Genomic DNA, 15,341 nt, shown 5'->3' on the forward strand with positions numbered 1-15,341 from the left:
GGACATCACGGTCAAACCCCTCAATGCACCGCGGCGTACATGATCTTTTCCTGCGTCGCGTCGAGGGGCGAGATTTCCTCCACCACGCGGCCTTGCCGGAAGACCAGAATGCGGTCTGACAGGTTCATGATTTCGGGCAGGTAGGAAGAGATCACCACCACCGCGAGGCCCTGGTCGGCGAGGCGGTTGATGATCTGGTGAATTTCGGCGATGGCGCCCACGTCGACACCGCGCGTCGGCTCGTCGAAGATGACGATGCGCGGCTTCTGGATGAGGCCCTTGCCAATCACCACCTTCTGCTGGTTGCCGCCCGACAGCTCCACCACGCGCGCATTGTCGTTGATGGCCTTGACGTTCAGCGTCTTCGACCATTCCGCCGACAGCGCGCGCATTTCGGCGAAGTTGATGATGGCGGATTTTTCCAGCCCCGCCGCCAGAAGGCCGGAGTAGAAATTCTCGGCGATCGACATGGTTTCAAAGAAGCCTTCGAGCTTGCGGTCCTCGGTGACGTAGACGATGCCGTCCCTCACCGCCTCGACCGGCACATTGTAGCGCACGCGCCGGCCTTCGAGTTCGATGTCGCCGCCGCGCAGGAAATCGCGCTTGGCGATGCCCGACACGATCTTGAACGTCTCGGTGCGGCCCGAACCGATGAGCCCGAAAATGCCGGTGATCTGGCCTTCGAAGATCGAGAAGGAATTGTTGCGCACCATGTTGCCCATGGAAATGTCCTGCACCGACAGGACCTTCTTGCCGCGCCGCCGGATCTGCTCCGGCCCCCGCACGGAATTATAAATCTCGTTGGACAAAGCGCGGCCCACCATGGCGCGCACCACCTTGTCGCGGTCGAATTCGGCGACAGGCCCGCTCGCCACGCGCTCGCCATCGCGGAGGATGGTGATGCGGTCGGCCTGGGCCAGCGCCTCTTCCAGCGCGTGGGTGATGAAGATGATGGAAACGCCGCTTTTCTTGAGCCGCTTCATGAGCGCGAAGAAATGCCGCTTCTCCTCCGGCGTGAGGGTGGCGGTCGGCTCATCGAAGATGATGACCTCGGCCTTGTGATGGACGGCGCGGGCGATCTCCACCATCTGCCGCTTGGCGGCGCCCAGCGTGGCGACAGTGGCTGAAGGATCGACGGTGAAGTTGAGGGATTGCAGGAACTGCTGGGCCGAAATGTAGATGCCGCGCAGGCGGTTGAGGAATTTTTCCTCGCCCAGATAGATGTTCTGCGCCACCGTCATCGAGGGGACGAGGCTCGTCTCCTGAAACACCATGGCGATGCCGTCTTCGAGCGCCGCATGGGGCGAGGCATAGGCGACGGGCTTGCCGCGGTAGAGCATCTCGCCGGAACTCGCCTCCACCACGCCCGCCATTATCTTGGTGAGGGTGGATTTTCCCGCGCCGTTTTCGCCCAGCAGCGCGTGGATTTCGCCCTTCTCCAGCGTGAAATCAACCTCCTTCACGGCGGGAACGCCGCGATAGGATTTGGTGATCTTCCGCATTTCGATGATCGGGGCCATCACGCGCCTCCGCCCTGGGGCTCAAGGCCCAGAATGACATTGCCGCCGCGCGACGCCGCGATGATGCGCCCCTCATGGCGGATGGCGCTCGTGACGCCATGGCGCGTGCCATTGGCGCGGCTGTGATAGCTGGCAAGGGGTTGCAGCGCGCTGTCGAGTTCCACCACCAGCCCGTAGGAGCGCGACGGCGACCATGGCTTGTGGATGCCCATGGTGCGCACGCCGCCATTCTGCAACGGCTCGAGAAAGCTGTGGCTGGCGGAAAGCGATGGCGCGATCCAGTAGCGGCTGTCGATTTCGGCCATCATGTCCATACGGTAGTGATCCTCGCGCAACACGAATTCGATGAGGCGGTTGCGCGGCGCGAAGAGCGCCAGCACATAGCCATCGCCTGACGGCATGAGGCGGGCGGGATAGCCGGGGAGCGTGCTGAGAAGGGCCTGCGGCTTTCCGCCGCCCAGCGGAATGGCGATGATGCGGTAATGCCAGCTTTCGCTGACGATGAGGCGCTGCTGCGCCTCGTCAACCGCGATGCCGAAGGGAAAAGCGAGGCCGGTGGCGAGAGAACTGCGCGCGCGCGTCTTGGGATCGACGCGCCAGACGGAACCGCCTGCGTTGCGGCGCATGAGATCGGTGGCCCATTGCGATGGCGCGAGATCGGCCGATCCATTGCAGACATAAAGCGCGCCATCGCCGCCGAAGGCCATGGCGACGGGGCAATTGAAACCTTGCACCTCAGTGCCATCGAGCAGCACCGCGCCCGATTCAAGCCCCGCCGCCAAAGCGCCGGAGGCCGAAACGGCAAGCGCCGTGATGGCGGCAGGGAAGGACGCGATGACGGCACCAGTGGCCAGCGAGCGCACCTCGTTGCCGCTGCAATAAAGCACCTGATCGCCGCGCACGGCCAGCGAGTCTGGCGCTTCGGCGGCGCGCAGCGCATCGGCTTCATCGAGCAGCGTGTTGGGCTTGAGCGCCCCATCCATGGGCGGAATGGTGATGGCACGCCCGCGAAAGAGGTCAAGCAGCGGATCGAGGATCATGGGCGTGGCCCCCAATAGGAGTCGTTGCTCGTCCAGTTGGGATCGGCACCCGGAATTTTATAGCGGCCGATGCGGTTGTTGAGGATGCCGCCGATATAGAGATAGCCTTTATGCTCGCGCATCGAGGTGACCATCGGATGGCTCACCCCCGTCATGTCGCCCATCGTCTCGACGATCTGGCCGGCTTCGTTGAACTTCACCACGCCGCCAGTGTTGATGTTGGGGAACAGCCATTCATCCTGCGGCAGGCGGCGCGTCATGCGCTTGCGGAAGCCGGGATGGCGGAGCGCCAGATCGAAGCTGGGCGTGCGCATGCCGAGCCACGCCATCCAGTAAGTGCCGTCGCTCGCCCTATTGATGTTGTCGGGATAGCCGGGCATGTCTTTGATGACGCATTCGGCGGTGCCGGCCTTGGGGCCTTCAAGCCAGTAGCGGTGCACGCGGCAGGCCCAGCTTTCGGCGAAGAACAGCGATTTTCCGTCATGCGCCATGCACACGCCATTGGCATAGCGGTAGTCATCGAGCAGCGTTTTGGTTTCGCCGGTTTTTGGATCGAACACCAGAAGCCGCGCGGTGGGGCGGCTCTCGATTGAATCCAGCGCCCAGTCATGGGCGTCATAGCGTGTGGTTGAATCGGTGAAATAGATCTTGCCGTCGGGCGCCACGTCAAGGTCGTTGGGATCGCGCAGCCGCGCATCATCGACGATGGACGTATAGGAGCGGTTGGTTTCCGCCGAAAGCTGCTTCACCTCGCCCGCTCTGGAAATGCCGTAAAGCCCCATGGCTCCGACGCAGGAGAGAAGCGTGCCCTCCTTGTCGAAGGCGAGGCCCAAGGGAAAGCCGCCGGTATGGGCGAAGATTTCCGAACGGGTGTAGTCTGGCGCGAAGAAGCGGACGATCTCGCCATGCCTTGTGCCGCAATAGAGATGATCGTCGCGGTCGAGGATCACGTCCTCGGGGCCTTCAAGTTCGCCAAGGCCGATGTAATCCGTCTTGGCGATCTTGTTGTTGAGCGCATAGGGCGAGCCCGAGCCCGGCACCGCCGATTGCGTTTCGCCCATGCGGTGATAGATGGGCGCGACATAGACTTCGTCCAGCACCTTGTGGCGGTTTTTGAGCCAGCGGATGTCGAGCGTGACGGCGGCGGCCAGCATGAGGCCCAGCACCATCTGGTTGGTGCCGGTGCCATAGCCAAGGCGGATCAGGCCATTGGTCATCACCAGCACGATGATGGCGCCCATGATGGCCTTGACGATGGAGCCGCGCCCGCCGCCCAGACTGTTGCCGCCCACCACGGCGGCGGTGAGAGCGAGAATTTCAAGATTTTGCCCGGTGCCCGGCCCCGCGCCGCTGAGGCGGCAGGCGATGAGGAAGCCCGCAAGACCGGCGCAGATGCCGGAGATCACATAGGAGATGAACACCGTCTCGCGCACGCGGATGCCGCTGTTATGCGCGGAACGCCTGGACCCGCCGACCGCCAGGATGTGCCAGCCCGGACGCGAGCGTGTGAGCGCAATATGGGCGATGACGGCGATGACGATGGCGGTGATGAGACTGATCGGTAGATGCAGGAAGGTGCCGTCGCCAATGTAATCCCAGATGTCCGAGGTGACGTCCGAGAGCTGCACCTTGGACGCGAAGTTGACGATCATGATGTCATAGACCGCGCGGCCGATGACCAGCGTGACCAGCGTGGTGAGGAAGGCGCGCAGGCGCAGGAAACCGATGAGATAGCCGTTCACCGCGCCAAACAGCGCACCCGTCGCCAGCGCCGCCAGAAGCGCCACCCACACCGGCAGACCGAAGATGAACAGCGACGCCACCGACGAAAAGGCGGCGAGCGCGAAGATCGAACTGACGGAGAGATCGATGCCGCCCGCCAGCATGACCACCGTGAGGCCGGTGACGACGATGGAAAATTCACCGAGCTGCCGCGTCGAGCCAACCAGCGCTTCCGGCTTGAAGAAGCCGGGAATGGCGATGCCGAACCCCACCACCGTCGCCACCATGGCGAGGAAAGGAATGGCATTGTCGGCCCAGCGCTTGCTGAGGAGTTCACCGATCAGATGATCGGGAATGAAATTATAGCGCCAGCGCTGGATGTCTTCGCGGGTCGTCATCGGCAATCCTGAAATGAGCCATGGCCGGACGGTTGCGCCCGGCCATGGAGCGTGTGCGGGGTTTGCTTACTTGGCTTCCGCCGCGGCCTGCAGCGCCTTGAGGTTCCAGCAGCTCCGCGGGTTCATCGTGTCCTTGGTGATGGTCGTCATCAGGGAGTAGATGTAAGGCGAAGAAGTGCCGGGCTTCTGGCCGCTCTGAAGGAGATACTTGATCATCGCCACCATGGCCTCGCTTTCATTGTAAAGCTCGGTCGAAACAACGGCGTCGAAGGTGCCGTCGGAGAGCAGCTTGCAATCCGTGGTTTCCTCGCCGCCGCCGGTGGTGACGAGATAGATCTGGTCCTTCTTGCCCGCGTCAGCGATGGCCGCTGCGGTGCCCGTTGCGTCACCATCCCAGAAATCGATGATGCCGCAGAGGTCGGGGTTCTGCTGCAGCATGGTGGTGGTGACATTGCGCGCCGTGTTCGGATCCCAGTTCGAGTCGGGCTTGGCGACGACCTTGAAGTCCGGGTTCTTGTCGAGCACCTGCATAATGCCCGCATATTGATAGAGGCTGGTGGCGTTCACCTCGTCACCCTGAACGAGGCCGATCTTCTTGGACGAATTGGCGCCGCAGCCCTTGATGACGGCTTCCGCCTCCATCTGGCCAAGGCGCGACCAGTCGCCGCCCACATAGGCATCCGCCGCGAAGTTCGACGGATTGTCGATGAGGATGACATAGATGCCCTGCTCCTGCGCCTTCTTCAGAAGCTTGGTGTAGGAGTTGAGATCGAAGGACATGACGACCAGCACATCGGGCTTCTGGTCGGAAGAAATCACGTCGGTGATCGCCTGGGCGCCCGCCTCGATGCTCCAGTTGGGATCGCGGGTTTCAAAGGTGCCGCCGAAGGCCGTGACCTCGCGCTTGAGGATGGCGGCCCAGCCCTGCGCCAGGTCGAAGCCCATGGCCATGGGGATCAGCACCACGCGCTTGCCCGCCATCGCCTTGGCATAGGTGGCGGGGCCTGCGCCCACGTCATAGTCTTCCGCGAAGGCTGGCGTTGCGAAAGCGAGCAACGAAGCGGCGGCGGCCGAGGCCAGAATGGTCTTCCAGTTCATGGTTGTTCTCCCTGTCTAGATATCGCCCTGCTGGGCCGTTTGTTCATCGCGCGGATTCAAGAGGCTGTCGACGATGATCGCGATGAGCAAAATCGTCGCCTTGATGAGGTTCTGGTAGATATTGGGAATATCGAGAATGGTCATGGCATTGAGCATGATGCCGATGAGCAGCGCCCCCACCACCACATTGCGCATGCCGCCCTTGCCGCCCGAAAGCCCGATGCCGCCGATCACCACCACGAGGATGATGTCGTAGAGCAGCGTGGAATTGACGACGCGGGTGTTGATGGAGTGCAGGCTCGATGCGGTGAGAAGCCCCGCCGCGAGTGCGATCAGCGCCGAGATCACATAGCGCAGCATGATCATCGGCCGCACCGGAATGCCCATGTTGCGGGCGGCGAGAAAATTATCGCCCATGTAATAGACGTAGCGCCCCCATTTCGAGAAGCGCAGGAACAGATAGGCGGCGAACACGATGCCGGCGAAGATGAAAACCTCCGCCGGAATGTCGAGGAAGCGGGCGCGGCCAATGCTTTCCAGCCAGTGGCCATTGGGCACTGGCACCGCGTCCTGGGCGATCAGCTGCGAGCGCACATAGCCGAACACGAAAGCGCCGCTGGCCAGCGTGGCGAAAATCGCCGGCACATCGGCATAGGCGATGAGAAAACCATTCACCAAACCGATCAGCAGCACGCCGCCGATGGTGATGGCGAGCGCCGCGCCATCGCTCCAGCCATCGCTGAGCATCTGCAGATACCACGCCGCCGACATGGCCATGATGGCGACGGCGGCGAGATCGATTCCGCGGCCGATGATGACGATGGACATGCCCACCGCGAGGATGCCCAGCACCGACACGCTGCGCACGATGGAGATCAGATTGTTGGGCTCGAGAAAGCCCCGGAGCATGATGGCCGAAACGGCGAACACCAGCACGGCGAGCGCCAGAACAATGCGCTCCTGCGTCCAGGCAAATTGCCCGGTCTTCCCCGCCATCCCCTGCTCCTGCATTTTTTGTTGCGGCGACTGTGCAACCCCGGACGGGGGCGCGTCAACCCGGCGCTACGTCAAGTGTCGGCCTCAAATTTCTCATCGACCGGAATCTGGATGGCGTTCAGGATCTGGTTGGTGCGCCCTGCGGTTGAAACCACCCGCAGGAGATCGGCATAGATTTCATCCGTCATGCCCTTGGCGCGCGCCGCCGCTGTGTGGGAGTGCACACAGTAGCGGCAGGAATTGGTGATCGACACGGCGATATAGAGAAGCTCCTTGGTGAGCGGATCGAGCGCCGAAGGGACGGCCATCACGGATTTCACGCCCTGCCATGTCTCTTCCAGGAGCGCCGGATCGAAGGCGAGATAGAGCCAGAAATTATTGATGAAGTCGCTTTTGCGGGTGGCGCGGATATCGTCGAACACCGCTTTCACGCGCGGATTCGCTTCCGGGTTTTCAGGCAGCTTGATGGTGGACATGAAACCTATTCCAGAACGATGCGGGGGAAGTAGAACGACACCACCCAGTTGGGCATGTCGACGATTTCGCTGATGCGCAGGTCGCCGCACACCGAGCAGAGCATATAGGCGTCAACCGCCGCCATGTTGTAGCGTTTTCCGAGCACTTCGATCATGCCCGAGACGGCGGCCCTGGCGCCGGCCATCAGGTCTGGCCCCACGCCGGTCGTCACCTCATAGCCTTTCATATCGAGATGGCGCGTGACGGGGCCGGGCGTGGTGAAGCGCGGGAAAGCGAGATTGGCGCCCTTGATGAGATCGAATTTCGCTGCCACCGTGCAGGGGCTTTCGATCGCCGTGCCGCACACCTCGCCATCGCCCTGCGCCGCGTGCGTATCGCCGACGCTGAACAACGCACCCTTCACTTCAACGGGGAGATAGAGTTCAGCGCCTGCGGCGAGATCGCGGATGTCGAGATTGCCGCCCATGCGGCGCGGCGGCACCACCGAATGAAGGCCGGGCTCCGCAGGGGCGAGCCCGATGGTGCCGCAGAAGGGCTTGAGCGGCACACGGCCTCCCGGGCCATAGAGAGCGGGCGTCAACGCCTTGGCATCATAGCTCCAGATATGAAGCGCAGGCTCCTTGAACTGGTCGGCCAGCAATCCGAAGCCCGGAATATTCGCCGTCCAGCCCCAGCCCGAGGGGCCGAATTCCAGCAGCGTGACCTTGACCGCATCGCCCGGTTCCGCGCCGTCAATATAAACCGGGCCGGTGACCGGATTGACCTTGCTGAAGTCGAGCACCGCCAAATCCGCAAGGGTGGAGCGCGCCGAGAGCTGGCCGCCGGAGGAATCGACCGTGTCGAACGAGATGCTTTCGCCGGGCGCGATCCTGAGCGCGGGCGTGTTTTTATTGTCCCAGCCGTGATGGCAATGCCGGGAATGAATGGTGTGCGTGCATGTCATGGGACGATCAGGTTGCGACGCCACATCGCAGCCTGTCAACGCCCCTTCCCCTGTTGCACCTGCGAGAAAGCGGCGCTAGCGTTCACCGCTTCAAGGGGTGAGGGAGCGTTTCGTGGCGGCGATCAGACAAACCGAGGGCCGGGCAAAATTCGGCCCATACGAAACATGGTATCGCATCTCCGGCGATCTCTCCTCCTCCAAGAAGCCTCTCTTCATTCTCCACGGCGGCCCGGGCGCCGCGCATAATTACGTCGATGCCTACAAGCTGATCGCGCTGCAGGGCCGCGCCGTCATTCATTACGATCAATTGGGTTGCGGCAATTCCACCCTGCTGCCAGACAAGGGCAAGGGCTTTTGGACGCCGCAGCTTTTCGTGGATGAACTTGAAAACCTCGTCGACCATCTGGGCCAGCGCAAGGCCTTCCACGTGCTGGGCCAGTCCTGGGGCGGCATGCTGGCGGCGGAATATGGGGTGAGGAATCCGAAGGGCGTGAAGTCGCTCACCATCGCCAATTCGCCGGCCTCGATGGCGCTGTGGACATCGGAAGCGATGCGCCAGCGGAGCGAAATGCCGAAGGACATTCAGGACACGCTGAACAAATATGAAGCGCTGGGCGACTACGCCAACGAGGAATACCAGAAGGCGACCATGTGGGTGTATGAGCGCCACGTGTGCCGCGTGGTGCCCTTCCCGCCGGAAGTGACGGCGACCTTCGAGCAGGTGGCGCGCAACCCGACCGTCTATCACACCATGAATGGGCCCAATGAGTTCTTCGTCGTCGGCACGCTGAAGAACTGGAACATCATCCCCGAGCTTCACAAGATCAACGTGCCCACCCTCATCATCTCGGGCCGCCACGATGAGGCGACGCCCGCCTGCGTCCAGCCCTTCAAGGACAATATCAAGGGCTCGCGCTGGGAGATCTTCGAGCATTCCAGCCACATGCCGCATGTGGAGGAACAGGAAAAGTGCATGAAGACCGTCGGGGACTTCCTCGACGCCAACGATAAATAAATGACAGACAGGAGTGGACGTTCATGAAGAAATGGCTTTTGGCAAGCGCCGCAGCGGCCCTGCTTTCGGCGGCGGCCGTTGCCCCCGCCTCCGCCGCATACAAGGCGGAACATCGCGGCGGCACCATGCGCCTCGTGGCGCGCTCGGCCGGCGGCACGGTTGACCCGCAGATCAACTATACGCTGCAATACTGGCAGATCTATCAGGGCCTCTATGATGGCCTCGTGACCTTCAAGAAGGCGGCGGGTGCTGAAGGCTTCACCGTGGTTCCCGATCTGGCGGAAGCGATCCCCGCGCCCGCCAATGACGGCAAGACCTATGTGTTCAAGCTGCGCAAGGGCATCAAGTTCTCGAACGGCAAGGACGTAACGGTGAAGGATGTCGTCTCTTCCTTCCAGCGCATCTTCAAGGTGTCGAGCCCGACAGCGGGCGGCTTCTATTCGGTGTTCGTGGGCGCTGACGCCTGCCTGAAAGACGCCAAGACCTGCACGCTGGATGGCGGCGTGGTGGGCGATGAGGCGGCGGGCACCATCACCATCAACCTGAAGGCGCCCGATCCCGAACTCTTCCAGAAGCTGGCGCTGCCCCATGCGGTGGTACTGCCTGCCGATTCGCCGATGGCGGATGCGGGCACCAATCCCCTGCCCGGCACCGGCCCCTACATGATTTCGGCCTATGACCCCAACAAGGGCATGACCATGAGCCGCAATCCCAACTTCAAGGTATGGAGCGAGGATGCGCAGCCCGACGGCTATCCGGATGTGATCCAGTATGATTTCGGCCTGACGGATGAGGCCGAGGTGACCGCCGTGCAGAACGGCGAGGCCGACTGGATGTTCGACCAGCCGCCGACCGACCGCCTTGGCGAGATCGGAACCAAGTTCAAGGATCAAGTCTATATCAACACGCTGACGGCGTGGTGGTATGCGCCGCTCAACACCAATCTTGCGCCCTTCGACAATCTGAAGGCCAGGCAGGCGGTAAACTATGCCGTTGACCGCAAGACGCTGGTGAACCTGTTCGGCGGCCCGGTTCTCGCTTCTCCGGTGTGCCAGGTGCTGCCGCCGGGATTCCCCGGGCATGAAGATTATTGTCCGTACACGAAGAATCCGGGCACCAAATGGTCGGCCCCCGACATGGAGAAGGCCAAGCAGCTTGTCGAAGAGTCCGGCACCAAAGGCCAGAAGGTGACGATCATTGCCGAGGACACTGCCGTGTCGAAGGCGATCGGCGTCTATCTGCAGAGCGTGCTCAAGGAAATCGGCTATGATGCGGAAGTGAAGCCCATCTCGCCGAACATCCAGTTTACTTACATCCAGAACACCAACAACAAGGTGCAGATGTCGATCAGCCAGTGGTATCAGGATTATCCGGCCGCGTCGGACTTCCTGAACATCCTCTTCGGCTGCGCGTCCTTCACGCCGGGCTCGGATTCCTCGATCAATATCTCGGGCTTCTGCGACAAGGGCATTCAGGCCAAGATGGATGCGGCGCTGGCTCTCGCCGTGACCGATCCCGATGGCGCCAACAAGATGTGGGCGGAGATCGACAAGGCGGTGGTGGATTCGGCGGCCGCCGTGCCGCTGTTCACGCCGAAGCATGTCGACTTCGTGTCTAAGCGTCTCGGCAACTTCCAGTTCAACAGCCAGTATTACTGGATGGTCTCGCAGTCCTGGGTGAAGTAACACCCACGTGACTGATGCTGCACTGACTGCAACGCGGAAAAGCCGTGGCCCCTGGGCCACGGCGATGCGCCGCCTGATGCGCGACAATGCCGCCATGCTGGCGCTGGCCGTGCTGATCCTCATCGTCATCGCCTGCCTGCTGGCGCCCGCCTATGCGCGCTGGTGCAATGTCGATCCCTTCGCCTCGACGCTCGACAAGGTGTTGAGCATCGACGGGCAAGACGTGCCGGTGATGGAGCAGTCAACCGAAGGGCTGGGGCTTGGCTATACGCCCATCGGCCCCACCTGGCGCATCAACAATTACTTCCTCGGCGCCGACAACCAGGGCCGCGACGTGATGGCCCGCCTGCTCTATGGCGGCCTGAATTCGCTGCTGATCGCCAGTGGCGCAACCATCCTGACGCTGGCGCTGGCCACCATCATTGGCCTAGCCGCCGGGTTTTTCGGCGGCATTCTCGATACGGTTTTGTCGCGCATCCTCGACGTGCTGTGGGCCTTCCCGGTCTATCTCCTCGCCATCTCGCTTTCGATCGTGCTGATCCAGCAGGGGTTGAGCATCGGTCCCATCACCATTGAATCGGGCAGCCTGTGGCTTCCCGTCTTCATCATCGGCATCGTTTATGTGCCTTACGTGGCAAGGCCCATCCGCGGGCAGGTGCTGGCGCTGCGCGAAAGCGAATTCGTGATGGCCGCCGTGGGGCTGGGCGTGCCGAGCCACCGCATTCTGTTGCGCGATATTTTTCCCAATGTCTCGACCACGCTCATCGTCTTCGTGCCGCTGATGATGGCGCTGAACATGCTGACCGAGTCAGCGCTCTCCTTCCTGTCGATCGGCGTGCAGCCGCCCGATGCAAGCTGGGGCACCATCATTCAGGACGGCCTCAACCTTCTCTACACGCGCCCCATGGTGGCGCTGGCCCCCGGCATCGCCATCGTCATCACCGTGCTGGCGCTGAATGTGCTGGGCGATGGCTTGCGCGATGCGCTTGATCCCCGCTCCAAGATCAGGCTGGGACGCGGCTGATGCTCCTCGCCCTGCTCCGCCGCCTCGGCCAGATGATCTTCGTGATGTTCGGCATCAGCGTGCTGGTGTTCCTGATCTTCTTCGGAACGCCCGGCGTCGATCCCGCCGCCCGCATCGCCGGCCGCAACGCATCGCCCGAGGTGCTTGAAGCCGTGCGCAAGAGCTTCGGCTTCGACCGGCCGCTCTATGTTCAATATTACCTGATGATGAAGAAGCTCTTCATCACCGGCGATCTCGAATCCTTCGTCAACCGCGGCTGGAAAGTGGTGCCGGCGGTGATCGACACTATCCCCGTGACGCTGTCGCTGGTGATCGGCGCTGCAATCCTGTGGGTGATCTTCGGCCTGATTATCGGCCTCCTCGCGGCGGCGACGCGCGGGCGGCTGCTTGACCGTGTGCTGATGATTTTGGGGCTGATCGGCATTTCCATGCCCGTCTACTGGCTGGGCGAGGTGATGAACCTGATCACCCAGAGCCGCTATCACGACAGCTGGCTGTTCAGCTGGGTGCCGCCACTCGGCTACAAGAATTTCAGCGACGATCCCAAGGGCTGGTTCCTGACACTTGTGATCCCGTGGATCACCCTCTCCATTCTCTATATCGGGCTTTATGGCCGCGTGCTGCGCGCCAGCCTGATCGAGGCGATGCAGGAGGATTATATCCGCACGGCGCGCGCCAAGGGGCTGTCGGAAACGCGGATCATGCTGCGCCACGCGCTCCGCACCTCGCTCATTGCCTTCGTGACGCTGTTCGGCCTCGACTTCGGCGCCCTTGTGGGCGGTTCAGCTTTGCTCACCGAAGTGGTGTTCGGCCTGCAGGGCGTGGGCAAGCTCACCTATGATGCGCTCCAGAACATTGACCTGCCGATCATCATGGCGACGGTGATGTATGCCTCCTTCTTCGTCGTCATCGCCAATGCGCTGGTCGATGTCGTCTATATCCTGCTCGACCCGCGCGTGAGGACGGCCTGATGCTGAGCGTGCGCGATCTGAACGTCTCCTTCCGCACCGAACAGGGCACGCTGAAAGCCATCGACGGCGTGAGCTTCGACGTGGCGGAAGGCGAAATCCTGGGCGTGGTGGGGGAATCGGGCTCCGGCAAGACGGTGTCGCTGCTGGCTGTCATGGGCCTCATCACCGATCCCAATGCGGTGATCGAAGGATCGATCAAATACAAGGGCCGCGAACTCGTGGGCCTGCCCTCGCGCGAAATGCGGAAGCTGCGCGGGCGCGAGATCGCCATGATCTTTCAGGACCCGATGACGGCGCTGACGCCTGTCTACACCATCGGCTGGCAGATCGCCGAACAGATCATGGCGCATGAAAAGATCGGCAAGGCGGCGGCGCGCCAGCGGGCCATCGATCTCCTGGCCGAAGTGAACATTCCCAATCCCGCGGAAGCCGTGGACCGCTATCCTCATCAACTCTCCGGCGGCATGCGCCAGCGCGCGGTGATCGCCATGGCGCTGTCCTGCAATCCCACACTGCTGGTCGCCGACGAACCGACGACGGCGCTCGACGTGACGGTGCAGGCGCAGATTCTCGATCTGGTGCGCAAGCTGCAGCGCAATCACAAATCGGCGGTCGTCTTCATCACCCATGACATGGGGGTGATCGCCGAGATCGCCCATCGCGTGATGGTGATGTATTCGGGCCGCATCGTCGAAAGCGGCGGCAAGCGCGATCTGTTTCTCGACCCGCGCCATCCCTATACGCGGGCCCTTCTTGATTCCATTCCGCCGCTCGAAGGTGCAAGGCCGAAGCGCCTGCGCGCCATTCCGGGCGCGCCGCCGAGCCTCGGCAACCGGCCGCAGGGCTGCGCCTTCGGCCCCCGCTGCCCGCAACGCTTTGAGGCATGCAGCCAGCAGCCGCCGCTGGTGGGCGATCCCCATGCCACCGCCTGCTTCCGGGTGAATGCACCATGAGCGAGGTGCCGCTTCTCGAACTCGACAAGGTGAGCAAGCGCTTCACCGTGGGCAGCCGCTTCTCGGCACGCGGGCTGCTCACGGTTCATGCTGTCGATCAGGTGTCGCTCACCGTGATGACCGGCGAAACGGTGGGTCTCGTTGGAGAATCGGGCTGCGGCAAATCCACCCTCGGGCGCTCCATCGTGAGGCTTTACGACATCAGCGACGGGTCGATCCATTTTCACGGGCGGGACATTTCGCATCTCTCGAAGCCCGGGATGCGGCCGATCCGCCGCGAATTGCAGATGGTGTTTCAGGACCCCTATGCCTCGCTCAATCCGCGCCGCCGGGTGCGCGACCTGATCGCCGAGCCGCTGCGCGTTCACACCAAGCTGTCGAACAGCCAGATCACCGCGCGGGTGATCGAACTTCTCGAACTCGTCGGCCTCAACGCCGAACACGCCACGCGCTATCCGCATGAGTTTTCCGGCGGGCAGCGCCAGCGCATCGGCATTGCCCGCGCCATTGCCCTTGAGCCCAAGCTGATCGTGCTCGATGAGCCCGTCTCCGCGCTCGATGTTTCGGTGCAGGCGCAGATCGTGAACCTGCTGGCCGATCTGCAGGAGCGCCTGTCGCTCACCTATGTGTTCATCGCCCATGATCTGAGCGTGGTGCGGCAGGTGTCGTCGCGCATTGCCGTCATGTATCTGGGCTCGATCGTGGAACTTGGCCGGGCCGATGATATTTTCGAGCGGCCCGCGCATCCCTACACTGAGGCGCTGATCTCCGCCGTGCCGGTGCCCGACGTCGACAAACAGGGCTCTCGTGACCGGATCGTGCTGACGGGTGACGTGCCGACCCCCGTCAATCCGCCCTCCGGCTGCCGCTTCCATCCCCGCTGCCCCATCGCGCAGGATATCTGCAAAGCTGAACGCCCGCTGCTGAAGCCGCACGGCGCCAACCGCACCGTGGCCTGCCATTTTCCGGTGAACGCCTAGCCGTCCGCGGGCGGTCCTTCCGCCTGCCGGAAATACGGCTTGTCCCTGATTTTCAGGAAGACGATCGGCGTCGCCATCAGCAGCACTCCGGCGGCAGACGCACCTAGCCCGGTCGCCCACGAGAGCCCCCCGGCGGTATGGGCGGAGCAAAACACGGAAATCCCAACCGGAAGGAACAGCAGGATTGCCGTCGTCACGCCGGGGGAGTAGCGCCCGCGCATCCTGATGACCGGCAAAACGTGGAAGAACACCGCGTTGACGAGCATCAGCGACGCGAAAGCGAGCGGAAAGAACGGAAGTGACGGCGCAAGATTCGCCTGCGCAATGCCCAGCACGACGACGATGCCATTGGTCACGTAGAAATCGGCCCAGCTGACCGGCAGGCCGATCACCGCGCGCGCCCAGTCCCGCCAGTTCAGCATGAATTCTTCGAGCATATGGATCGCATAGGCGGCCAAGGCAATCCACGCCCATTCGGCAAGCGTCATGACAACCTCCGCTCCGGCCAAATCGCTCTTT

General features: G+C 62.5%; 14 protein-coding genes. 6 read left to right on the forward strand and 8 right to left on the reverse strand.

Going from position 1 to position 15,341, the window contains the following annotated elements; translation table 11 throughout:
- Positions 1–20 precede the first annotated feature (20 nt).
- The 7 genes from QM694_RS09245 to QM694_RS09275 form a co-directional block, all read right to left on the reverse strand.
- The gene (locus QM694_RS09245) at positions 21–1,520 is read right to left on the reverse strand and encodes a sugar ABC transporter ATP-binding protein (protein ID WP_415006646.1); all 1,500 of its coding nucleotides are present in this window, start codon (positions 1,518–1,520) and stop codon (positions 21–23) included.
- Positions 1,520–2,560, reverse strand: a complete 1,041-nt coding sequence (locus QM694_RS09250; RefSeq protein WP_415006647.1) for a hypothetical protein — start codon at positions 2,558–2,560, stop codon at positions 1,520–1,522. Before QM694_RS09250 ends, QM694_RS09245 begins: the two co-directional genes overlap by 1 nt.
- Positions 2,557–4,680, reverse strand: a complete 2,124-nt coding sequence (locus QM694_RS09255; RefSeq protein WP_415006648.1) for an ABC transporter permease — start codon at positions 4,678–4,680, stop codon at positions 2,557–2,559. The genes QM694_RS09250 and QM694_RS09255 overlap by 4 nt, the downstream gene beginning before the upstream one ends.
- Before the next feature lie 66 nt (positions 4,681–4,746).
- Entirely contained in the window at positions 4,747–5,778 is a 1,032-nt protein-coding gene (locus tag QM694_RS09260; RefSeq protein WP_415006649.1) for a sugar ABC transporter substrate-binding protein, read from the reverse strand.
- A gap of 15 nt (positions 5,779–5,793) precedes the next feature.
- Positions 5,794–6,774: an ABC transporter permease gene (locus QM694_RS09265; RefSeq protein ID WP_415006650.1), complete on the reverse strand. Its 981-nt coding sequence runs from the start codon at positions 6,772–6,774 to the stop codon at positions 5,794–5,796.
- Positions 6,775–6,845: 71 nt separating this feature from the next.
- Positions 6,846–7,250 (reverse strand): carboxymuconolactone decarboxylase family protein, encoded by a 405-nt coding sequence (locus QM694_RS09270; RefSeq protein WP_415006651.1) that lies wholly within the window; start codon positions 7,248–7,250, stop codon positions 6,846–6,848.
- 5 nt (positions 7,251–7,255) lie between these two features.
- Positions 7,256–8,194, reverse strand: coding sequence for an acetamidase/formamidase family protein (locus QM694_RS09275; protein WP_415006652.1), 939 nt, complete (start codon positions 8,192–8,194; stop codon positions 7,256–7,258).
- Positions 8,195–8,306: 112 nt separating this feature from the next.
- Here QM694_RS09275 and QM694_RS09280 point away from each other — a divergent pair, with 112 nt between their 5' ends.
- Genes QM694_RS09280 through QM694_RS09305 form a run of 6 tightly spaced genes read left to right on the forward strand, consistent with a single transcriptional unit; the run spans position 8,307 to position 14,822 of the window.
- Positions 8,307–9,209 carry a proline iminopeptidase-family hydrolase gene (locus QM694_RS09280; RefSeq protein ID WP_415006653.1) on the forward strand — a complete coding sequence of 301 codons (903 nt, stop codon included), beginning with the start codon at positions 8,307–8,309 and terminating at the stop codon, positions 9,207–9,209.
- 23 nt (positions 9,210–9,232) lie between these two features.
- A complete protein-coding gene (locus tag QM694_RS09285) occupies positions 9,233–10,894 on the forward strand; it encodes an ABC transporter substrate-binding protein (RefSeq protein ID WP_415006654.1) in 1,662 nt (553 codons plus the stop codon).
- Positions 10,895–10,901: 7 nt separating this feature from the next.
- Positions 10,902–11,918, forward strand: a complete 1,017-nt coding sequence (locus QM694_RS09290) for an ABC transporter permease (protein ID WP_415006655.1) — start codon at positions 10,902–10,904, stop codon at positions 11,916–11,918.
- Positions 11,918–12,889, forward strand: coding sequence for an ABC transporter permease (locus tag QM694_RS09295; protein WP_415006656.1), 972 nt, complete (start codon positions 11,918–11,920; stop codon positions 12,887–12,889). Before QM694_RS09290 ends, QM694_RS09295 begins: the two co-directional genes overlap by 1 nt.
- Positions 12,886–13,842, forward strand: a complete 957-nt coding sequence (locus tag QM694_RS09300; RefSeq protein ID WP_415008600.1) for an ABC transporter ATP-binding protein — start codon at positions 12,886–12,888, stop codon at positions 13,840–13,842. The genes QM694_RS09295 and QM694_RS09300 overlap by 4 nt, the downstream gene beginning before the upstream one ends.
- On the forward strand, positions 13,839–14,822 hold the full coding sequence (locus QM694_RS09305) for an ABC transporter ATP-binding protein (RefSeq protein WP_415006657.1): 984 nt from the start codon (positions 13,839–13,841) through the stop codon (positions 14,820–14,822). The genes QM694_RS09300 and QM694_RS09305 overlap by 4 nt, the downstream gene beginning before the upstream one ends.
- On the opposite strand, the gene QM694_RS09310 is transcribed toward QM694_RS09305, so the two are convergent.
- Positions 14,819–15,310, reverse strand: coding sequence for an HXXEE domain-containing protein (locus tag QM694_RS09310; protein ID WP_415006658.1), 492 nt, complete (start codon positions 15,308–15,310; stop codon positions 14,819–14,821). The two genes, QM694_RS09305 and QM694_RS09310, sit on opposite strands and share 4 nt — an antisense overlap.
- Positions 15,311–15,341: the final 31 nt, after the last annotated feature.

Source organism: Aestuariivirga sp., assembly GCF_047602625.1.
Taxonomy (GTDB): domain Bacteria; phylum Pseudomonadota; class Alphaproteobacteria; order Rhizobiales; family Aestuariivirgaceae; genus Aestuariivirga.

What these genes read in the sequence shown, in the direction of transcription:
- QM694_RS09245 (WP_415006646.1), bottom strand. Translation starts at nt 1,520, where the DNA reads ATGGCCCCGATCATCGAAATGCGGAAGATCACCAAATCCTATCGCGGC.
- QM694_RS09250 (WP_415006647.1), bottom strand. Translation starts at nt 2,560, where the DNA reads ATGATCCTCGATCCGCTGCTTGACCTCTTTCGCGGGCGTGCCATCACC.
- QM694_RS09255 (WP_415006648.1), bottom strand. Translation starts at nt 4,680, where the DNA reads ATGACGACCCGCGAAGACATCCAGCGCTGGCGCTATAATTTCATTCCC.
- QM694_RS09260 (WP_415006649.1), bottom strand. Translation starts at nt 5,778, where the DNA reads ATGAACTGGAAGACCATTCTGGCCTCGGCCGCCGCCGCTTCGTTGCTC.
- QM694_RS09265 (WP_415006650.1), bottom strand. Translation starts at nt 6,774, where the DNA reads ATGGCGGGGAAGACCGGGCAATTTGCCTGGACGCAGGAGCGCATTGTT.
- QM694_RS09270 (WP_415006651.1), bottom strand. Translation starts at nt 7,250, where the DNA reads ATGTCCACCATCAAGCTGCCTGAAAACCCGGAAGCGAATCCGCGCGTG.
- QM694_RS09275 (WP_415006652.1), bottom strand. Translation starts at nt 8,194, where the DNA reads ATGACATGCACGCACACCATTCATTCCCGGCATTGCCATCACGGCTGG.
- QM694_RS09285 (WP_415006654.1), top strand. Translation starts at nt 9,233, where the DNA reads ATGAAGAAATGGCTTTTGGCAAGCGCCGCAGCGGCCCTGCTTTCGGCG.
- QM694_RS09295 (WP_415006656.1), top strand. Translation starts at nt 11,918, where the DNA reads ATGCTCCTCGCCCTGCTCCGCCGCCTCGGCCAGATGATCTTCGTGATG.
- QM694_RS09305 (WP_415006657.1), top strand. Translation starts at nt 13,839, where the DNA reads ATGAGCGAGGTGCCGCTTCTCGAACTCGACAAGGTGAGCAAGCGCTTC.
- QM694_RS09310 (WP_415006658.1), bottom strand. Translation starts at nt 15,310, where the DNA reads ATGACGCTTGCCGAATGGGCGTGGATTGCCTTGGCCGCCTATGCGATC.